The sequence below is a fragment of the Kurthia senegalensis genome (genome assembly GCF_000285595.1).
In the GTDB taxonomy this organism is placed as follows: Bacteria; Bacillota; Bacilli; order Bacillales_A; family Planococcaceae; genus Kurthia; species Kurthia senegalensis.
The window spans coordinates 360,822-382,073 of the sequence record NZ_HE611064.1 but is presented as its reverse complement, the minus strand read 5'-3'; the positions used below and the strand labels follow the sequence as shown (position 1 = coordinate 382,073).

Annotated in this window: 16 protein-coding genes and 1 riboswitch; of the genes, 12 read left to right on the top strand and 4 right to left on the bottom strand. The window is 37.9% G+C overall.

Annotation, left to right across the window (positions count from 1 at the left end; all coding sequences use genetic code 11):
• Nucleotides 1-24: 24 nt before the first annotated feature.
• The 8 genes from resA (at nucleotide 25) to KSHG_RS02205 (ending at nucleotide 9,616) form a co-directional block, all read left to right on the top strand.
• On the top strand, nucleotides 25-558 hold the full coding sequence (gene resA, locus KSHG_RS02245; RefSeq protein WP_010301203.1) for a thiol-disulfide oxidoreductase ResA: 534 nt from the start codon (nucleotides 25-27) through the stop codon (nucleotides 556-558).
• A gap of 9 nt (nucleotides 559-567) precedes the next feature.
• On the top strand, nucleotides 568-2,151 hold the full coding sequence (locus tag KSHG_RS02240) for a cytochrome c biogenesis protein ResB (RefSeq protein WP_010301200.1): 1,584 nt from the start codon (nucleotides 568-570) through the stop codon (nucleotides 2,149-2,151).
• Entirely contained in the window at nucleotides 2,135-3,316 is a 1,182-nt protein-coding gene (gene ccsB / locus KSHG_RS02235) for a c-type cytochrome biogenesis protein CcsB (RefSeq protein WP_010301197.1), read from the top strand. Before KSHG_RS02240 ends, ccsB begins: the two co-directional genes overlap by 17 nt.
• 90 nt (nucleotides 3,317-3,406) lie before the next feature.
• Nucleotides 3,407-4,126, top strand: coding sequence for a response regulator transcription factor (locus KSHG_RS02230; RefSeq protein WP_010301194.1), 720 nt, complete (start codon nucleotides 3,407-3,409; stop codon nucleotides 4,124-4,126).
• Nucleotides 4,116-5,903, top strand: a complete 1,788-nt coding sequence (locus KSHG_RS02225) for an ATP-binding protein (protein WP_010301191.1) — start codon at nucleotides 4,116-4,118, stop codon at nucleotides 5,901-5,903. The genes KSHG_RS02230 and KSHG_RS02225 overlap by 11 nt, the downstream gene beginning before the upstream one ends.
• A gap of 157 nt (nucleotides 5,904-6,060) precedes the next feature.
• Nucleotides 6,061-6,195: riboswitch (FMN riboswitch) on the top strand.
• A 170-nt stretch (nucleotides 6,196-6,365) separates the two neighbouring features.
• Nucleotides 6,366-6,944, top strand: coding sequence for an ECF transporter S component (locus tag KSHG_RS02220; protein ID WP_010301188.1), 579 nt, complete (start codon nucleotides 6,366-6,368; stop codon nucleotides 6,942-6,944).
• A 576-nt stretch (nucleotides 6,945-7,520) separates the two neighbouring features.
• Nucleotides 7,521-9,146, top strand: a complete 1,626-nt coding sequence (locus tag KSHG_RS02210; RefSeq protein WP_010301186.1) for an FAD-dependent oxidoreductase — start codon at nucleotides 7,521-7,523, stop codon at nucleotides 9,144-9,146.
• A 23-nt stretch (nucleotides 9,147-9,169) separates the two neighbouring features.
• Nucleotides 9,170-9,616, top strand: a complete 447-nt coding sequence (locus KSHG_RS02205) for a CoxG family protein (protein WP_010301184.1) — start codon at nucleotides 9,170-9,172, stop codon at nucleotides 9,614-9,616.
• Nucleotides 9,617-9,658: 42 nt separating this feature from the next.
• Here KSHG_RS02205 and KSHG_RS02200 read toward each other — a convergent pair whose 3' ends face one another.
• The 3 genes from KSHG_RS02200 to KSHG_RS02190 form a co-directional block, all read right to left on the bottom strand.
• Nucleotides 9,659-10,201 carry a biotin transporter BioY gene (locus KSHG_RS02200; protein WP_042231318.1) on the bottom strand — a complete coding sequence of 181 codons (543 nt, stop codon included), beginning with the start codon at nucleotides 10,199-10,201 and terminating at the stop codon, nucleotides 9,659-9,661.
• A gap of 170 nt (nucleotides 10,202-10,371) precedes the next feature.
• Nucleotides 10,372-11,259: a LysR family transcriptional regulator gene (locus tag KSHG_RS02195; protein ID WP_010301181.1), complete on the bottom strand. Its 888-nt coding sequence runs from the start codon at nucleotides 11,257-11,259 to the stop codon at nucleotides 10,372-10,374.
• A 56-nt stretch (nucleotides 11,260-11,315) separates the two neighbouring features.
• A complete protein-coding gene (locus tag KSHG_RS02190) occupies nucleotides 11,316-11,897 on the bottom strand; it encodes a metallophosphoesterase family protein (protein WP_010301169.1) in 582 nt (193 codons plus the stop codon).
• 132 nt (nucleotides 11,898-12,029) lie between these two features.
• Between KSHG_RS02190 and KSHG_RS18910 the strand changes: the two genes are divergently transcribed.
• From KSHG_RS18910 to KSHG_RS02165, 4 genes are all read left to right on the top strand, one after another.
• Entirely contained in the window at nucleotides 12,030-12,152 is a 123-nt protein-coding gene (locus KSHG_RS18910; RefSeq protein ID WP_261797747.1) for a hypothetical protein, read from the top strand.
• Between the two features lie 91 nt (nucleotides 12,153-12,243).
• Nucleotides 12,244-13,317: a C40 family peptidase gene (locus KSHG_RS17335; RefSeq protein WP_010301166.1), complete on the top strand. Its 1,074-nt coding sequence runs from the start codon at nucleotides 12,244-12,246 to the stop codon at nucleotides 13,315-13,317.
• Between the two features lie 161 nt (nucleotides 13,318-13,478).
• The gene (locus KSHG_RS02170) at nucleotides 13,479-18,362 is read left to right on the top strand and encodes a S8 family serine peptidase (protein WP_010301163.1); all 4,884 of its coding nucleotides are present in this window, start codon (nucleotides 13,479-13,481) and stop codon (nucleotides 18,360-18,362) included.
• Between the two features lie 114 nt (nucleotides 18,363-18,476).
• Nucleotides 18,477-18,923 (top strand): GNAT family N-acetyltransferase, encoded by a 447-nt coding sequence (locus KSHG_RS02165; protein WP_010301160.1) that lies wholly within the window; start codon nucleotides 18,477-18,479, stop codon nucleotides 18,921-18,923.
• Between the two features lie 74 nt (nucleotides 18,924-18,997).
• On the opposite strand, the gene KSHG_RS02160 is transcribed toward KSHG_RS02165, so the two are convergent.
• Nucleotides 18,998-21,076 carry a putative bifunctional diguanylate cyclase/phosphodiesterase gene (locus KSHG_RS02160; protein WP_010301155.1) on the bottom strand — a complete coding sequence of 693 codons (2,079 nt, stop codon included), beginning with the start codon at nucleotides 21,074-21,076 and terminating at the stop codon, nucleotides 18,998-19,000.
• Nucleotides 21,077-21,252: the final 176 nt, after the last annotated feature.

Below are 21,252 nucleotides of genomic sequence, written 5' to 3'. Positions count from 1 at the left end.
CTTTTTCTATATGGAGGGACATCGATGAAGAAAAAAACGACAAAAAAATGGTTGCGAGGAACGGTACTCGTCATTTTAATGATGGCGATTGTGTACACGATTTATAGTGCTGTTACGAAAGAGGAGCGTCAGGCGCTACAAGTAGGAGACGTAGCACCTGATTTTGAGTTAGTCGACTTAAATGGAGAAAGACATCATTTGAAAGAATATAAAGGGACAGGCGTCATTTTAAATTTTTGGGGGACGTGGTGTCCACCTTGTAAACGGGAAATGCCGGCTTTTAATAAACAGTACGCAGCGTATCAAGACAGTGGTGTGGAAATATTATCGATTAATATTGCACAATCTGAACTGGAAGTCTCTCAATTTATTGAGGAGTATCAATTGAAATTTCCTGTAATGATCGATACGAAAAAGAGCGTCATGCGTGCGTACGGCGTAGATCCATTGCCGACGACAATCGGCATATCTAAAACGGGAGAAATTACAGAAATCGTAACCGGAGAAATGACAGAACAACATATTCAAAAGCTGATGCAATCGGTTAAATTAGAATAGAGGGATAGTATGCAGTGTTCATGTGGCACTCAAAATAATGAACAAGCTCAATTTTGTCGCAATTGCGGTAAGCCGTTAAAAGAAACAATCGATATGCGGTATGAAGGAGCTGTTATTTTATCGAAAAAGAAACGAAAAAATAGTTTAGAACGTTTATGGTCTTTATTTGCAAGTGTGAAATTCGGTGTAACACTTATCATTTTAACGCTTGTACTAGCATCACTCGGAACGATTTTACCGCAAGTGTTATTTATTGATGAATCCGCCGCTTCTTCGACGAAAGAAGCATACGAGCAAGCTTACGGGACGTTCGGGGAATGGTATTACATACTTGGATTTGCAGATTTGTACAATTCATGGTGGTTTCAAATGGTCATCGGCTGCTTAGCTGCTTCAATTATCGTTGCGAGTTTAGACCGAGGAATTCCACTTTTTAAAGCGTTGAAACATCAACGAGTTGAAAAACATCCGTTATTTTTCGAGAAACAACGTTTACAATTAACGACGGATGCTACAATACCACTTGATTCATTCGCTCAACAATTGAAAAAACAAAAATACAATGTTCGGATAGAAAAGGACAATTTATTAGCTGAAAAAGGACGTTTTTCTAGGTGGGGTCCGTACATTAATCACGTCGGATTAATTCTCTTTTTAGTCGGTGTAATGATGCGCTTAATTCCTGGTTTCTACGTAGATGAAAAAATGTGGGTTCGGGAAGGGGATACGACATCGATTCCAGAAGCGACAGGGTATTATATTAAAAACAATCAATTTGTACTTGAAACGCATGGTGAAGAAACGGATGCTGGCATTAATTCGGTCGCAAAGAAATATGCGACAGACGTCGAGATTTATCAAAATGAAACGGCCGTTGCCGGGGCAGATGAACAGTTAAAGCGCATTAAGTCAGGCACAATTGAAGTGAACCATCCGCTCAAATTTGATGGGTATGCTTTGTATCAAATGGATTATCGTCAACATGAGTTGAAATCCATGACGTTCTCTTTGCAAAATAAACAATCTAAACAGTCTCTTGGAACGTTTACAGTCGACTTATTGCATCCGAAAAAAGAATATCGTTTAGATGAACAAACCGTCGTTCAAATCGATGGGTATTATCCGGATTTTGAAAAATTTGATACGTCAGGTGAACCGATTTCGAAATCACCGAATCCGAATAATCCAGCCTTTTTAATGAATATGGTGACGAAAGAACATCCGAAAGGTGAAACGAGCTTCATACAAATTCAAAAAACGTTAGAACCGCTCGGAGAAACCGAATACAAAGTCGTATTTGAAAAAGCAGATACACGCGATGTGAGTGGCTTAAAAGTACATAAAGATCGCACGTGGCCACTTTTATTAATCGGCGGTATCATTTTCATGCTCGGTGTTTGTATTGGTTCGTACTTTAACCATCGACGTATTTGGGTGAAGAAGCAAGGGGAAACGATTGTTCTTGCGGCACACACGAATAAAAATTGGTATAGTATGAAAAAAGACGTGAATACGTTAACGAATACGCTTCATTTACAGCGCATGGTCGATATGAAAGAACAGGAGGATGCACAACATGATACTCACAATTAGTAGTAGTCTTTTATTTGCTGCTTTTATAAGTTACTTACTCGCCACGTTACTTTTCGGTGGGGCCGTCCACGGGAAGAAAGACGAAACGGAATCACATAAACGGTTTGCAAAATATGCTGTTTGGGTGACACTTGCTGGTTTCACTTTAAATGTTGGTTATTTCGTATGCAGGTGGATCGCAGTCGGTCACGCACCTGTAAGTAATATGTTTGAATTTACGACCGCATTCGGTATGTTTATCGTTGGCGCTTTTTTAATTTTGTATAAAGCTTATCGTATGCCAGCATTAGGGCTCGTCGCTTTACCGATTGCGGTTATTGTCATTGCGTATGCGAGCGTTTTTCCGAAAGATGTCGCGCCACTTATACCAGCACTAAAAAGTAATTGGTTAACAATTCATGTCATTACGACGGTGATTGGAGAAGCTATTTTAGCGATTAGTGCTTTTAGTGGACTCGTTTACTTATTAAAACGGACGAACGTTTTTCAACGTACAAGAGAACGCTTCGCCCTGGAAACGATTTTGTTTACGCTCGTCGTTTTTATTGGCTTTATTTTAGCAACGCTGACGTTTCAAGCGACGAACTACCAAGCAGATTTTCAGTACGTAGACCAAAAAGGGGAACGTATGCCGATTACGTATACGATGCCTGCACTCGTTGGGATGAACGATTCGACGGCTTTAACGGAAAATCATTTAGCGCCTTTTGTAGAAGCACCGGCATGGGTGAACGGAAAAAAAGTAACGTCGGTCATATGGTCGCTTCTTTACGGCATCGTGCTGTATGGTATTCTCCGCATCTTGTTTAGAAAAAGACTCGTTGCTTTACTACAACCACTCGTGCGAAAAGCCGATTTATCGATGCTTGATGAGATGAATTACCGTGCTGTATTAATCGGCTTCCCTGTATTTACGCTCGGTGCGCTGATTTTTGCTATGATTTGGGCACAAGAAGCTTGGAGTCGCATGTGGGGATGGGACCCGAAAGAAGTATGGGCACTCATTACGTGGTTATACTATGCTGCCTTTTTACATTTACGTTTATCAAAAGGATGGGAAGGTAAAAAGTCTGCGTGGCTTGCCGTAATAGGCTTTGCGATTATTATGTTTAACTTAATTGCTGTGAATTTAATTTTAGCAGGATTGCATTCTTATGCAGGCTAATAACTCTACAGTTGCATAAGTTTTTTCAATCCTTTTCATTTCACTGTTTGAACTGTACAATAGGGGTATAGCTACATAGGAGGGATTATTTTGGATGAAGAAATCAAAATTTTAATAGTAGACGATGAGGATCGAATTCGTCGTCTTCTGCGCATGTATTTAGAGCGTGAAGGATACGTAATCGATGAAGCGGAAAACGGTCAAGAGGCTGTTGAAAAAGCACTTTCTACAGAGTACCATGTCATTATTCTAGATATTATGATGCCGGTGATGGACGGCTTAGAGGCATGTACAGCAATTCGTGAAGAGAAAACGACACCAATCGTATTATTAACAGCAAAAGGCGAGGAAGCAAACCGCGTCGAAGGCTTTGAAACAGGTGCCGATGATTATATTGTTAAACCATTTAGTCCAAGGGAAGTTGTGCTCCGTATAAAAGCTATTTTACGTCGTTCTTTAGTGACGTTACCAATTGCTAATACGTCTTCTTCGAAAGATTTAGTGGCGTTTAAACATTTAACAATCGACCATGATGCACATCGCGTTTCAGCAGATGGTACGGAAGTAAACTTAACACCGAAAGAATATGAATTGCTTTATTTCTTAGCGAAGTCACCTGATAAAGTGTTTGATCGTGAACAATTGCTAAAAGAAGTATGGCATTATGATTTCTTCGGAGACTTACGTACGGTTGATACACATGTGAAACGTTTACGTGAAAAATTAAACCGCGTTTCTGAAAATGCAGCAAAAATGATTGTAACAGTGTGGGGCGTCGGATATAAGTTCGAGGTCGTAGATGAAGATTAAAATATGGAATTCAATTGTCGGGAAGCTTTGGGGAACCATTTTGCTTCTCGTTTCTTTTGTCTTGTTTGTCTTTACGATTTTGATGCTCGAATTTTTAAACACTTACCACACGCAACAAGCTGAAAAATCATTAAGTCAAGAAGCTTCTGTTATTGCCCGTATTATGGAAGATCATCATTATTCAAATAAAGAAACAAAAAATATTTTACGTGACATTTTAAGTGATGAAACGAACGCTTTAATTGTCGAAGAAAAAGGTGATTTATCCATTTCATTGCAACTTGGTGAAAATAAAAATGCCATTGCTGATCAAATTACGAGTTCTAAAACATTTGATAAAGCGTTTACGTCAAAAGATCCGATTGTAAAAGAGATGTTATTGCCTTCTGCAACAGATAAAAATAAAATGGAATCGTATATTGTGATGGCTTTTCCACTTGAAAAGACGACGCTTAAACACGGGGTTATTTTTATTTATCAAAGTCCAGATACGATTCATCAAACGACGGAAGAAACGACGAAAATTGTCTTTTTATCGGCAGCGATTGCACTCGTATTGACGACACTCTTTTCATTCTTTCTTTCGTCAAGAATTACGCGTCCATTGCGTAAAATGCGAGAAGCGGCATTTGATTTGGCAAAAGGAAAATTTGATACGAAAGTACCGATGTGGCAAAATGATGAGATTGGGCAACTTGGAACGGCTTTTAATCAGATGGGACGCCAATTGAAACATCACGTAGAAGTTATTAATCAAGAAAAAGAACAACTGTCTAGCATATTAACGTCGATGACGGATGCGGTCATTACATTTAATAAAGACCGAAGTGTACTTTTAAGCAACCCGCCGGCAGAGATTTTATTGCAAGATTGGTTTATTAATAAAGGATCCGATAGTGAAAAACCGCTTCCGAGTGCTATTTATCATATGTTGGATCACGTATTAGAATTAGAAGAACAATTACAAGAAGAACTTGAAATCGATGGCGTCTATTATATTATTTCGATTAGTCCGCTATATAGTGGCAATCGAGTACGTGGAGCGGTTGCCGTTTTACGTGATACGACGGAGGCACATCGTCTCGAAAAATTACGCTCGGACTTTATTGCGAACGTATCCCATGAATTGCGTACACCTATTTCGATGTTACAAGGCTATTCCGAGGCTATCGTAGATGATATCGTTCAAGATGAAGAAGAGCGAAAAGAAATTATGCGTATTATTTATGATGAATCTCAACGAATGAATCGACTAGTAAATGATTTACTCGATTTAGCACGTATGGAATCCGGCAATATTACGCTTTATGAAGATCTTGTTTCTATTAATCCAACCTTTGAACGAATTACACAAAAGTTCGTTCAACGAGGGCGTGAAAAAGAAATCGAAGTAACCTTTGAATCGGCATTCAATGACCATGCTTATATATATGTAGATGAAGACAGAATCGAACAAGTGTTAACGAACTTAATCGATAATGCGATTCGTCATACGCCGAATAATGGGCAAGTTAAAGTATTAGCAGATCAACAAGGAACGATGGCTAGAATTCGTATTCAAGATAATGGTGCAGGGATACCGGAAGAAGATTTACCGTATGTGTTTGAACGTTTTTACAAAGCGGATAAAGCACGTACACGTGGCAAAGGTGGGACTGGTCTCGGTCTCGCTATAGCACGCAATATCGTAGAAGCGCATAAGGGGCGTATTTCTGTAGATAGTACGGTAGATGTCGGTACGACGTTCGTCTTTTATTTACCACTTGAAAATATGTAAGTTTATATATACACAATCCTCACTCCTTTAAACGAGTGGGGTTTTTTTATGGGAATTGAAGAAGGAAGTCTTGAATGAATTTATCTCGAAATTAAGTTAATCCCCTTTACAAATCAAAACTAATTTTGTATGATGAGAGTGTAAAAATAATAATATGATTCATCTTCGGGGCAGGGTGTAATTCCCGACCGGCGGTAAATAAGCGATTATGCTTAAAGCCCGCGAGCCGTAAAACGCTGATTCCAGTGTAAATCTGGAGCCGACAGTATAGTCTGGATGGGAGAAGGTGAAGGTACAGCGTACGAGTAAATAATTATTTACTTATAGTGCTTATTTTCTGATGCCTATTCTCCCTTATGTCGAACGTACATAAGGGATTTTTTTATAAGGCAATGATGAAATGAGTAAGCTGCATCCTTTCCTTTTTGTGAAGTGAATCGCACAAAAGGAGTGCTTTGACAAATGAAAAACATGAAATTACAAAAAATGACGACGGTAGGTATGTTGTCAGCAATTGCGGCGGTATTAATGCTATTCCAATTTCCGATTCCGCCGTTCCCAGCATTTTTGCAAGTTGACTTTAGTGATATTCCCGCATTAATTGCGACATTAACACTTGGGCCAATCGCAGGTATTGGCGTTGAATTTTTCAAAAATGTCATCAACTGGTTTTTACAAGGTAGTCAAACCGGTGTACCAGTTGGGCAAATTGCCAACTTTGTAACAGGTGTATTATTCATTATGCCAGTGTACTTCATTCAACGACATTTAAAGAATGGCCGCAAAGGCTTAACTTTAGGTCTTGTTGCAGGAACAGCTACAATGGCAGTCGGTATGAGCTTACTAAATTATTTCGTCTTTATGCCGATGTATAACTATTTTTTAAACGTACCTGTGGAAACAGGTGCAGTACTTGCTAAATCAATTGCAGTTGGTATTTTACCATTTAACATTTTCAAAGGAATTATTTTAGCGATTGTCGTCGTATTATTGTTCCGTGTTATGCAAAAATGGATTGAAAACAACAGCAAGTATATTTGAAAAAATCATAAATGATTCAAAAAAGAGGCTGGGACATAAGTGAAAATTCCAACCGCTACTAGAGAAGGTGATGTCGAAGTTGACATTACCTTCTTTATTTTTATGGGCAAATGGGAATTAGCTTTCAAAAATGAGTTTTACGATCATGTTACGCTGCCGATGAGTTTCAGTTGTTTTTAGGTTTGAAATCTTCTTTTTTATCGAAATTTGAACGTAATGGAGTATTACTTTAAAATAATTTTTTTCTGAAAAGAAAAAGAATAACTATTTTTTCTAAAAATACAATAAATTAGTTCGAAAGGATAAGGAAAGGGTGCTTAAAAAACGAGAATATATTAAAAAACAATAAAATGAAATATACATAATAAAATATGAAGTTTTATAAGATATGAATTGTTTATTTTAATGAAAAATAAAGTCTTTTATATAGTTTTTTCAGAGAGAAAAACAGTATAAAGTAAATAAAAAATGTTTGAAATAGAATTTTTAATAGAAATAATTTTACTTTTTGAACAACATCTTATAAAATCAAAAGTGATAGTGAACTATCAATTTGAACTTTAAGGGGTGTTTTTTATGACGATCCATCCAACTCATTGGGATGAAACAGTAGATGTTGTAGTTCTTGGCACAGGTGGAGCAGCTTTATCAGCGGCTCTATCAGCAGCTGAGGAAGGTGCAAATGTTTTAGTACTCGAAAAAACAGCACAAATTGGGGGTTCAACTGCTTTCTCAGGTGGTGTTCCTTGGATTCCAAACAATCCATATATGAAAGAAGCAGGCTTTGAAGATTCAGCAGAAGCAGCTTCAACATTTATTAAACGTCTAGCACTTAATCGTGCAGATGAAAAAATGATTGATGTATTTGTAGAACAAGCACCGAAAGTGATTGAATTTTTACGTGATCACACACCTGTAAAATTTAAAACACCTGCGGGCTATCCAGAATATTATGCACATATGCCAGAAGGTTTGAAAAAAGGAACGCGTTCATTAGATCCACTACCATTTGATTTAAATGAAATTGGTGAGTGGGGCGATGTATTACGTCAAAACCCTATTTTCCCACCATTAACATTAGAAGAAGGTGGCGCAGTCGGCGGTATTGATTTTGAGGTCGTTGCGAATCGTATGGAGCACAACATCGTTACGATGGGCCGTGCATTAATCGCTTCTTTATTAAAAGGGTGTTTAGACCGTGGCGTGAAAGTACAAACACATATCGCGGGTAAAGAATTAATTGCAGATGATGAAGGAACAATTATTGGTCTCGTTGCAGAAACTGAAAATGGCGAGAAAAAATATTTCAAAGCAAACAAAGGGGTCGTATTAGCTTCTGGTGGTTTTGAATGGAATAAACAACTCGTGAAATCATTCTTAAAAGCTGAAATTTCAACACCAGTAACACCACCAGGTAATGAAGGTGATGCATTACTTATGTCGATGAAAGCAGGCGCTGCACTGGATAATATGAGTGAAGCTTGGTGGTATCCAGCAATGGTCGATCCAACATTTGAATATGAAGATCATGTAATGGCGCAATTAGGTGGTGGCCGTGAGGGTCCGAACTCAATTATCGTCAATAAATACGGTAAACGTTTCGTACACGAAGCGACGACATATAACGATATGCCTCGTGCTATGTTTGAATATGACCCAGTTTCAGTAGAGTTCCCGAACAAAGGTCCTGTATGGATGATATTCGATCAACAACTTAAAGATTCAAAATTGATTATTACGATGTCTCCTGGCGATCCTACACCTGAATGGGTTGACCAAGCACCAACGATTCGTGAATTAGCAGAAAAAATCGGTGTTGATGCAGACGGTTTAGAAGCGGAAGTAGCGAAGTGGAATGGCTTCTGTGAGCAAAAAGAAGATACAGATTTCCACCGTGGTACGATTCAATTTGAAGGGTTAACAACTGGTGGCGGAAGCCCTGAAAATAACTTAGGAAAAATTGAAAAAGGTCCATTTTATGCGGTACCAGTTTATTTAAGCGCACTAGGAACGAACGGTGGTCCACGTATTAATGAACACGGACAAGTATTAACGTACAGCAACGAAGCAATCAAAGGTCTTTACGCAGCGGGGAATGCATCAGCAAATCCACTAGGACCCATTTATCCAAGTGCTGGCGGGACAATTGGACCAGCTTTAACATTCGGTTTCTTAGCCGGAAAACACGCAGCGACACACTAATTATTGGAAAGCAGGAATAAACGATGCCACAAGGAACATACACAGTAGATGTACCATTAAATATTGAAAAAATTTGGGATTTTGTACAAGATATGAACAACTGGGCACCACTTGTACCAGGTTATATCGCACACGAAATCAAAAGTGAAAATGAATCAACTTGGGAATTTAAAGGTGATTTAGGTTTCATGAAGAAAAAAGTAAAATTAGGCGTAGATATTAAAGAATGGAACGAACCTTCAGAAGTTATTTTTGACTTAAAAGGATTATCGGATAACTTTAACGGTGGCGGTTACTTTAAAGCAGAAAAAATTGATGATCATAACACAGCTATGACAGGTCATTTAGACATTACGGCTGGCGGAGCAATGGGTGCGATGATTAACCAAATTCTGAAAAAATTTGTACCGACGACTACAGAAGAATTAACGGATGCAATCGTAGAAAAAATGCTAGAAATTAACGCATAATAAAAAAGGTGCTGTCAGTTGACCTGACAGCACCTTTTTCATTTACAAAGAACGTTCTGCTTGCGTAGGAAGTAGTTTCAAACGAATGAGTCGATGTCTTAGTAAAGAGCCAATCCAACCGGCTAAAACGGCTTTGAGTACTCCGACGAATAAAAAAGGTACAACGCCTCCAGTGAATGCGGCAGTCCACGTTAAATGTCCCCAATACTTTAACCAAATCATGCCGAATAGAAGTGTTACAATCATACCAAGTAAATTGTTAATGATACTATGCGTTTTCGTCGTTCCAAATAACTGAAAGTAAATCCCCATTAAAATCGCTTGTGCTAAAAAGCCGACGATATAGCCACCAGTCGGTCCGAAAATGATGCCCATCCCACCCGTCATACCGCTAAATACAGGGAGACCAACTGCACCGAGTAGTATGTATAATAACACGGAAATAGTTCCGTAATGCAGTCCTAAAACCGTAATCGCTAATCCAATTGCGAACGTCTGTCCCGTAATTGGAATGAGCGGTAGCGGAATGATTATTTGCGCAAAGATTGCAATAATTGCGGCGAACAGAGCTGCTACAATGCCCATTTTTAATCGTTCATGTTGTGCCAAAAAAACTCCCCCCCTTCGTTTTTGATACGTTTATCGTACGAAAAATAAACTTTTAAGTCAACCTATTTTTAAAAATAGTTAACTTATTTTGCGTACAAAAAAACTTTCTCAAAAACAGTGCCTGTTAATGAGAAAGTAGAGATAAGTCAAATCGCTTTATTTTTGAAATAATCACGTATAAATTTTTGGAATGTTTGTGCGGCAGGGGATAAATAACGACCTTCTGACCAGGCCATTCCGATAACACGTTCCGCTTGAATGCCTGTAATGTGTAGTTTGGAAATACCTTGTTGATTGATTTCTAAGCCGTTCGGCAAAATAGAAACACCTAAACCAGCCATAATAAATCCAGCTACTGTCGATACTTCATCACCTTCAAATGTGATTTTAGGTGTAAATTTTGCTTTTTCGAAAATATCATCTGCTTGAATACGCAAGGCATAGCCCGGTTTTAACATGACGAATGATTCATTTTTTAATTCGTGTATGGCGATACTCGTTCTTTTAGCAAAAGGATGATCACTTGGCACGATGACGTATAATTCGTCGCGCCATAGTTCTTGCCAACGAATCGGTTTTGGAACGTCGACTTCCGCCATTAAACATAAATCCAATTCACCCGATAGTAGTTCTCTTAATTGTAAGTGTGTGAAATTTTGATTCAATGAAAAATGAATATCTGGATGTTTTTTATGAAATTGGCGAATAATATCAGGCACGATATTTGTTCCAAGTGTGTGTAAAAATCCGAGTGATACTTCTCCGTGATTCGGATCAATAAGTTGTTGTATTTCTTTGAGCGCTTTTTGGTATTCAGCTAAAATCGCTTCTACGCGGTGCTCAAACAATTCGCCGTATCGATTGAGGTGAATGGAGCGTCCTTGCCTTTCGAACAATGGTACGCCGAGTTCATCTTCTAGTCTCGCAATCGAACGGCTTAAAGCAGGTTGTGAAATTGATAATTTTTCAGCGGCTTTCGTCATATGCTGTATTTTTGCTAGCATTTGGAAATATTCAAGTTGTTGCCATTCCATCAAATTACCCCCATCCAATATGTCGTTATTTTCTGTGAAATTGAACTACGCTATCGTTATTCAGCTTTCATAAATGTAATACATTTTTTTGATGCGTCGTATAAAACCCATTCACGATGATCGACGACAGAACCAACATTAATGCCATATGTTTTCTTCGTTAAAAAAATAGGTTGTCCAAATACGAAGTCGATTTCTTTTCGTTTATGGTAAAGTTTTGAATCGTGACTATGTCCGAAAAACAATAAGGATTCATTCGTAAATTCTTCATAGTCTGGAATCCACTTTTTCGACCAATGAAACTGATGACCGTGAATGAGTGTAGCACCCTCGATTTGAATCGTTTCGGGTAGCGTATTGAAAATCGTCGTTTGTGTTGCGCGCATAATTCGCTCTTCTTGGTTTCCTCTGATCGAGGGAAAATCTAATAAACGGCTAAAGCCATCTGGATTTTGTTGTACGTTTGAAAGTGGCAAAGGTTTTTGCAATGCCTTTGCTTTTTTCTTACTAATCATACATTCAAATAAATCGCCCATCCCGATAATCGTTACGTCACATTGTAAACTATTAATATGGTTGAATACAGCGTGTAAATCTTGATTGTTTGAATGGATATCACCAATTAATGCATATTTCATAAAAAATGCACCTCTCCTAAAGAAATTGCTCCTTAAATTGTATCATAAATAGGTATTTTTAACGGTAGAAATAATTGGATGTATGCTATGATAAAAGTATTGATTTTCCACCAATGGGAGGGGGGGAGCAGAATGTTTAAATTTCGTTATATGGTCATCGCTACTACACTTACATTTAGTTCAATAGTAGTCGGTGAATCGATGTCTACTTCTGCGAAGACGTCTACAGAAATGACAGCAGATAAAAAAGAGTAGACCAAAATATACAGCGCATAAATACCCAACTGAAAGAAAATGAAAAAATTTTGAAGAACATGCTAAGGCATTTTATACATTAAAAGAAGAAATGGTAGATTTAGAAGCGTCAATCGAAGTAACGAAGGAAGACGTATCGGAAAGAAGTGCCATCATTCAAAATCGTTTGAAAGCTTATCAAGCGCAAGATACGACGTTTAGTCCGTATGTCGAAGCCATTTTTGGAGCGGAAAGTTTTACAAAACTAATCACGAGAACGTTATCAGTTAAAAAAATTATTGATGCTGATACACGATTACAAACAGAACAAAAACAAGATATGACATCTTTGAGTAAAGCGAATGCAAAATTAAAAAAACAGCAAAGCGATTTAACTTTACAATTTCAGCAGCTACAAGAGCAACAAGAACAACTGCAATTGAAAAAAATAGAAGCGAAAGCGAAGTCTTTAAAACTGAAAGAGAGTATCGCTACAGCGAAAGAAAAAGAAGCGTTACAAGCTGCTCGAAAAAAAGCCGAAGCAGAAGCTAAAAAAATAAAAGCAGCACAATTGCAAGCGGAGAAAGCGGCTAAAAAAGCAGCGCAAAAATTAGCACAACAAGAGGCACTGGCACAAAAGCAAGCAGATGAGCAAGCGAAGAAAGACAGTATAGAGGAAAAAGAAACGACAACTGTACAACCAGTTGCTACATCGACAACATCAATAACGACGTCAACACAAAATGCAGGAAATGGTACGAACGGTGCGAAAGTGACAGATGAAAATCAACAAGCACCAACTGTAGAAGGCACGAGTAAAGCGAAAGCAATTATTGCGGAGGCGAGTAAATATTTAGGAACGGCATATGTGTGGGGAGGAAGTACACCGAAGACGGGGTTTGATTGCTCAGGATTAACGAGTTGGTCGTTTAAGCAAAATGGTGTTACGATTCCGAGAACTGCCGCACAGCAATACGCTGCTTCGACAAAAATTAGTGCGAATGAAGCAAAAGCTGGGGACCTTGTATTTTTTAGCTACGGGAAAGGTGTAGCACACGTAGGGATTTACTTAGGAGACGGTCAAATGTTAAATGCTCAAAATAGCGGTGTCGTTATTGATGCGTTACCAGGATATTGGGAGAAGTATATTGTTGGCTACGGACGATTTCATAATGTGAACAATTAAGGAGTATGCAGAAGATGCATGCTCTTTTTTTAACGAAAAATAGTGGTTTTTTCATTTTTTTGCAATCTCATATTGACATTGATAATCATTTTCAACTATATTTTTTCTATGACATAAATAATATTTGAAAATATTAAATATAGATTTAGGAGTATTTCAAAATGAAAAAAACATTGGTTACAACCTTATCAGCTACGATGGTAGCATCTTCTTTAATACCTGTTACAGTAAGTGCTGAAACAGCTGATGTGAAAGAAGAAACGAAGCAATTATTAGTGCAATATAAAGATTCAGAGACGCTTACGAAAAAAGAAGCAAAAAAATTAGACGCAACAATCGTTTCGAATGATCAAGAAACAACTGTCATTGACGTATTTGTTGAAGATGAACAACACGTAGTGGAAACGTTACAAGCAGATGAAAATGTAGAATTTGTTGAAGAAAATAAAGTGTATACCATTTCAGATGAAGCGACGTCAACAGATTCATCAACGAGCACTTCTGTAAATGATACATATTATAGTAACCAATGGAATTTAAGTTCTTTAAATGTTGAAAAAGCTTGGGAACAAGCAAAAGATGTGACGGATAAAAAGGGCACTGTTGTAGCCGTACTTGATACAGGGGTAAAAGCAGATCATACGGATTTACAAGAACGTGTATTAGAAGGTAAAACGATTGTTGAAGGCATTGCGAACAATGAAACAGGGAACGACGACCAAGGTCACGGTACGTTCGTTTCAGGTATTATTGCAGCACAAGCAAATAATGACGTGGGGATTTCTGGCGTAGCGGGTACAGAAGATGTGAAAATCTTACCTGTAAAAGTAATGGGGAAAAACGGTGAAGGTACAGCAGCAGATATCGCTAAAGGAATCGATTATGCAGTTGAACAAGATGTAGATGTCATCAACATGAGTTTATCAGGGGAATATAGTGAAGCAATCGACCAAGCAGTTCAAAGAGCCTATGAAGAAGGCGTTGTCGTTGTAGCAGCAGCAGGTAATGGTGGCGGGAATGCCGATACGAACTATCCAGCAGCGTTAGATAACGTCATTTCAGTCGGTTCAGTCGCTAAAAATAACCAAGCCTATGCAGGTTCGAATGTTGGGGAAACGGTCGATTTAGTAGCACCTGGTGTAAGTGTCATTAGTACATCATTAGCCGGAGATTTAGGGGACGAATCAGGTTATTACACATCTGGTACAGGTACGTCTTATGCGACGCCACACGTTGCCGCAGTAGCAGCACTTTACAAAGCACAACACGAAGATGCAAGTGCGGAGAAAGTGACGCAAGCATTAATTCAAACAGCAGATGACTTAGGCGAAGAAGGACATGATAAGACGACAGGGTACGGTGTTGTCAATCCACTTCGTGCGCTAGAAAATGACGTACAAGTAGATGCATTTAAAATGGATGCTCCGAAGAAAAATGCAAACGTTGTGGGCATGACGCCTGTAATCGTAACGACAGAAGATGATGCGATTACATCGATGGAAGTGTCTGTTGATGGTACAAAAGTTGCGGCAGCTTCAGTGGACCAACATCAGTTTAATCAATCGTTCGATACGACGAAGTTTGCCGATGGTAAGCATACGATCGTTATTACAGGATTAGATCAAGCGGGTAAAGTAATCAGCAAAGTGGAACGTACGATTCACGTACAAAATATGCCAGTATCAGGTTATATGTTTAGCGTACAAGCACCGTCTGGAAAAGTAGCAAAAGGTGCAGCCGTTAAAATGTATGAACAAGATGCAGAAGGAAATTATTCTGAAATTTGGTCAGGCGCAACAGACCAAGCAGGTGCCGTGCGTGTACCGAGTCATGTTGGAACGGACTTAAAAGATGTACACGTTGTCGTACAAGGTAAATTTGATGACGCAGAAGGCAAAAACTCATGGTTCATGTACTCACGTGATTTAAATACGACAGGTGTTGTAACGCTTAGCGGTGAGAAAATGTCGAAAGTGAATTTAGCGACAAAAGATAAAGCTGGTAAAGCATATGCGGGCGCACAATATTTCTTAAGTGCTCAAGATGCAGCTGGTAAAACAGTCGGTGAAATGACAGCAATTAATAAATTGGATTCTAAAGAAGATCCAACACTTTATTTAGACGAAGCGACATACAATGTGTTCTCTTATGCGAAAGAAGATGGCAATACGTACTTCTTATCTACGACAAATAAGAAAATTAACAAAGCAACGACATTAACATTCGATGCATCAAAAGCGGGACAACTAACGGTCGATAATACAGATGGAAAATTAGAAAACGCTGTACTTTACGTATACAATGACTCGATGACGGAAGCATTCGGTGATGGTCTTGCAACAGGTAGAAACTTCTACGTAACACCTGGCGACTACCGTTATATCGTAGACGCTGAAGTGAAAAATGATACGACAGACGGTAAAGGGAATTGGATTTATTCATTAGCAGATACGACAAAAGCAAAAGTTGTAGCGAATAAAGCAACGACATTACACGTAGGTGGTCAAATTAAAGCGTCTATTAAAGCAAACCAAGATGCGGTTAAAGCGTATGCGAAACAACGTGGCGTAAATTATACAGAGCGTGCGAATGAAAATGACGCATACAAATTAGATGCGGCCTTCTATACGAAACAAGAATTTTTAGATGCATACGACAATATGTTAGTAGGTATGAAACGAGGTTCATTAGAAGAAGCGGATGCATTGTATAAAAAAGATATTGAAACAGGCGAAACAGCTGTTCAAGGTGACGAAGAATGGACAATCGAATCAAAAGACTTCGGTGACATTTACGCAAATTATACGGTAACACGTAATAGCGATTCGAAAGTCATGCTTGATAGTGACGCGAAAAATCCAACAAACCCTGCAAACCGTGGGTACTACATGAATTCATTCTTTATTATTTCTGGTAAAGACTATGTAGCAGGAGATTACGATGTAAGAGTTGTATCTAAACCAAGCCCATTAACGAGAGATACCGATGGCAATGGCATTCAAGCATCATTAACGATGCATTTGAATGATACGAGCTCTGTTTTACAATTACAAAATGCAAATGGTGAAAATGTAGCGACGTATACGACGTTATTACGTGCTTCTAAAGACGAGGACGGTGATATTAGCTGGAAACAATATTTCAACCAAAACTCAGACGCTTCTTCTAAATCATTAGCTATTCCAGAAAATGTGGAAACGAGCAATTTAGATGGTGGTAATGTGGCAGTGATTCGTTACATCATTCCAAACTCAGGTCATAAATTCGGCTACATCTTTAAACAATTTAAAGATGTGAAAGATTTAAATACGAAAATGACAATTCCTGAAACGATGAAGGAAGTAACAATCAAAGAAATGGATGGCAATGAAAAAATTGATAACATTTCTACAAAACTTTGGATGATTAAAAAGAAAGTAACTGTAGATGGTCAAGAAGCTTATCCAACGGTCAATAACTTACAAGTTTATAAAAACCAATCTGTTTATTTAGAAGCAGATGCAAATGAAGATTATGTAATTGAAGGAAACTACGTAACGCTTCCAGACCAAAATGGTAAACAAAATAACTATTACTTCTTAAACGATCACGTACACGTAGATGCAAATAAAGAAAATGAAGTTATTTTCAATAAAGAAGATTTAGCACAAGTGAAAATTAAAGCGAACACAGATGGCTTTAACGATTTCCGTGGAGCGATTTTATATCCGTACAATAAATATAGCCAATCATTCACAGCATCATTACGTACAGGGCATAATTTCTTCGTACCGTCGAATTTAGAAATGGACTTACAAGCACAAGTTGGTTTCGGTGATGCGGACGATACGAATAAAATTTGGAATTACTACTTCTCTAAAGGAGAGCAAGTGTTTGAAGCGGGCGATATTTCAACTTGGCGTGTAGGCGGTCAATTGAAAACGACTGTAACGCCATCAAAATCAAATTACGGTGCAGGAGAAGAAGTGTCTGCGAAAGCGTCTATTACGGATTCATATGGCAATACATTGTCTTCTGTATTAGTAAACCAAACGAGTGCCTATTCATTAGCAGATGAAGCAAAAGCGAATACAAAATTATATGAAATTACACACGGTGGTGCAGCACATGAAGCGGTTAGCGGTAGTGTGAAACCTGTTGCTTCTATTATTGATGAAAAAGGCAATGTTGTAAGCAAGTCTGCTGATCCGATGTTCTACAACCACGTACACGACTTAACAGCACCGACGACTGCAGGAAACTATCAATTGAAATTATCGATTGCAGGTAGCCCATTAGGTGTCGCAAGTTCTGCAACAGCATTTACTGTCGATTCATTAGCTGTGAAGTTAACAGCGAGTCCTTCTGACAACAAAACAACGATGTCAGGCACGACGAAACCTTACGCAACAGTCGTTGTGAAAAAAGGTGCAGCGATTGTTGATCAAGTAACAGCGAACAAAAAAGGTGTTTACACATTAGATATCGGTAAACAAAAAGCAGGTACGAAATTAACTGTATCGATTACGAGTAACGGGGCAACTGTTTCTAAAAATGTAACGGTACTAGACCGTACAGCACCGAAAGTAACGTCTGTACTAGCGACGAATAAATCAAATAAAGTCATCGTGAAAACAGAAAAAGGCGCGAAAATTCAACTGAAAATAAATGGTAAAACGTATACGAAAACAGCAAATGCGTCTGGTTCATATACGTTCACATTTAAAAACTTAAAAGAAGCAACTCGTTGGTCAATTACAGTGACTGATGCAGCTGGCAACGCAACGAAAAAATCGGGTGTTGTAAAAGATGTCATCGCTCCTGCAAAACCGAAAGTAACGACGAAAGTCAAAACGACAACTGTAACAGTTAAAGGGAAAGCGGAAGCTGGTTCTCGTGTAACAGTTTACAAAAACAATAAAGCTCTTGCATCTGCGAAAGTGAATAGCAAAGGGCAATTTACGGTGAAAATCAAAGCACAAAAAGCGAATACGAAATTAGTTTTCAAAGCAAAAGATGCTTCGAAAAATGTATCTGCTGGGACGAATATCGTCGTAACAAAATAAACATAACTAAAAATGTGGGGCATGTTGCCTCACATTTTTTTATGTTGTTTTTTGTTGTATTTGCAACAAATATAACGTAAAGTAAGTACATATTGTATAGTTGGAGGAATGAACATGACGTGGTACGTAAAAACATTTGATGAATTAACGACGATAGAATTGTATACCCTTTTAAAAGAGCGGACAGATGTATTTGTCGTAGAGCAAAACTGTCCTTATCCTGAAATTGATGGAAAAGATATACAAAGCTATCATTTGTATAAGATGGATGGCGATGAAATCGTGGCTTATGCACGTCTATTACCGAAAGGGGTTTCTTATGAAGAAGCATCTATTGGACGTGTACTCGTGAAAAAAACGCATAGAGGACAAGGGCTTGCACAAGAGCTACTTACGAGAAGTTTAGCGTATTTAGAACAGCATGTTGGAGAGACGACGATTAAAATTCAAGCGCAAGACTATTTACGCGATTTTTACGGATCATTCGGATTTCAAGCGATATCAGAAACGTATTTAGAAGATAACATTCCTCATGTAGATATGCTACGCATAAAACGATAAATAAAATAGAGCATATGAAAAAACCAGCATAATCGGATGATCATGCTGGTTTTTTTCATGGATTAAAAGACGTATTAAAAATGTGTACGATTGTTTTGTAAAACGAATGGAACGATTAATTCTTCAAATTGAGCGGCCCACGTTAAATATTCTTTAAAAGGGAGTGGTTTTGAGTAATAGTAACCTTGCACAATCGGTTTATGACACACTTTTAAAATGAAATCTAATTGGTCTTTCGTCTCGATTCCTTCGACGACAGTTTCTACATCGAGTGATTCAGATAGTTGAATCATAGATTCTAAAATAAGCGAATCTTTTTCTTGCATTGGGACATCTTCAACGAAAGATTTATCAATTTTTAACGTTGTAATTGGTATATGTTTTAAATAAGAAAGAGAAGATACACCTGTACCGAAATCATCTAATGCAATCGCAACGCCAAGTTCACGGTAACTTGACACGACTTCATCTGCACGTTCTATTTCTTTAATTAAGCTCGTCTCCGTAATTTCAAGCTCTAATAAAGATAATGGAACATCGTAGTTAGAAGTCATCTCTAAGATCGTGTTTTTAAGCTTAGGAGACGTTAAATAAGAGCCGGGTATGTTAATAGAAACGCGTTTCGGCTGTATTTGGTGATCTAAGCAATAACGTAGCATACGACAAACATCTTGAATAATCCAATCGGTTAATTGTTCCAAGCAATTATTTGCTTCTAATATTGGTAAAAATACAGAAGGGGATAAAACGCCGAACGTTGGATGTTGCCATCGAGTTAATACTTCAGCACCTGTAATGAGCTGATTACGTGCGTCGATTTTTGGTTGATAAACGAGGAATAATTCTTGTTTTGTGAATGCATCTTCTAAACCATCAACTAATTGTTCGGCGAAATTACGTAAGTGCAATGAACTATTGAAATGTACAATGCTGAAATCATGATTTCGAGTTGTCGGATGTTCAATAGTTGTTTGAGCATTTAAATAAAGTTTCTCGAGAGAATCATCGTTCGAGTTAATAGCGATAGAGGTAAAACCTGTCACTTTAATCGATGAATTTGCGAGTACGATCGGCTGTCTAAAGCGTTCTTTAACGGTATGCAAATGGGCAATCAAATCTTCAGACGCTTGTTGATCGGTTGCAACGAATAAAAAGGTTTGCTCATCCATTCGATATAGACGTGTGCAAGTAGGATTGCCTTCTCGTAACTTATCAACAATTTTTTGCAAATAAGCATCTTCTAATTCAAAATGAACTTCCTGAAAAGGATGAAATACATTTTCAATTTTAATAATAGAAATAGCGTGCGCCGATTCTTTTTTTTGTAAATTTTTGAAAAAGTGACGTCTATTCGGTAGTTTTGTCAATGGATCAAAATAAACAACACGTGTTTCAATATGATGATCAATAACGGTTGCGGCAATTAAAATAGAGAAAATAATCGCTAGGCTAATTGAAATACCTATAATGATAAATTCGAGGTTTTGATGTTGCATCATCTTGCCCGTTGTCGCATCTGTTTTATGATATTCTACGCTCGCCATTCCGATATAATGTGCAGCAGAAGTCGCACAGCCTAGTAATAAGGCAGTCGCAATTTTTAATTTTGTAGAAGGTTCGAAACGATTTGTAATGGCACTAAGTAAATTAAGTGCTATAAATGAAATGCCAATTGCGGCAATAATCGATAGGCTAACAAATAGCGGTTTGTAGTGAATAGTAGCACCGTCTATCGTCATGGCGGCCATTCCTAAATAATGCATTGCAATGATGCCAAGTCCCATAAAAATACCAGCAATCGCTCGCAGTCGAATGTTAGAACGAGGTTGGTTTGCAACGTAAAATGCAAGGAAAGAAGCGATAAATGCAGGAATCATTGAGAGCATCGTTAAGCCATACGTATGGTGTAGATGTGCGGGTAATTTAAGCGCGGTCATGCCAATAAAATGCATTGCCCAAATGCCTAAACCCATAGAGAGACTAGCAAGAATTAACCAAATATTTCGACCTACGAGACTTTCTTTTCCGACACGACTATTTAATGAAACGGCTGTGTAAGAAGCGAAGCAAGACGTTAAAATTGATAAAATTACAATAGGTATAGAATAAGATTGTGGAACTTCACCCATAATTGTGAAAGTTTGAGCAAACAAAAAAATCGCCTCATTTCGATATACAATAAACTTATTATATAATAACTACCCAAAAAAAGATGTGTATGTCTAATTATGCATAAAAATATCTAAAAAATCAAAAAACTATGAACTATATACTAGTTAATTATACTGATACTCTTTGTTTCTATTTAGGAAAAAGGTTTTCTTTTGTT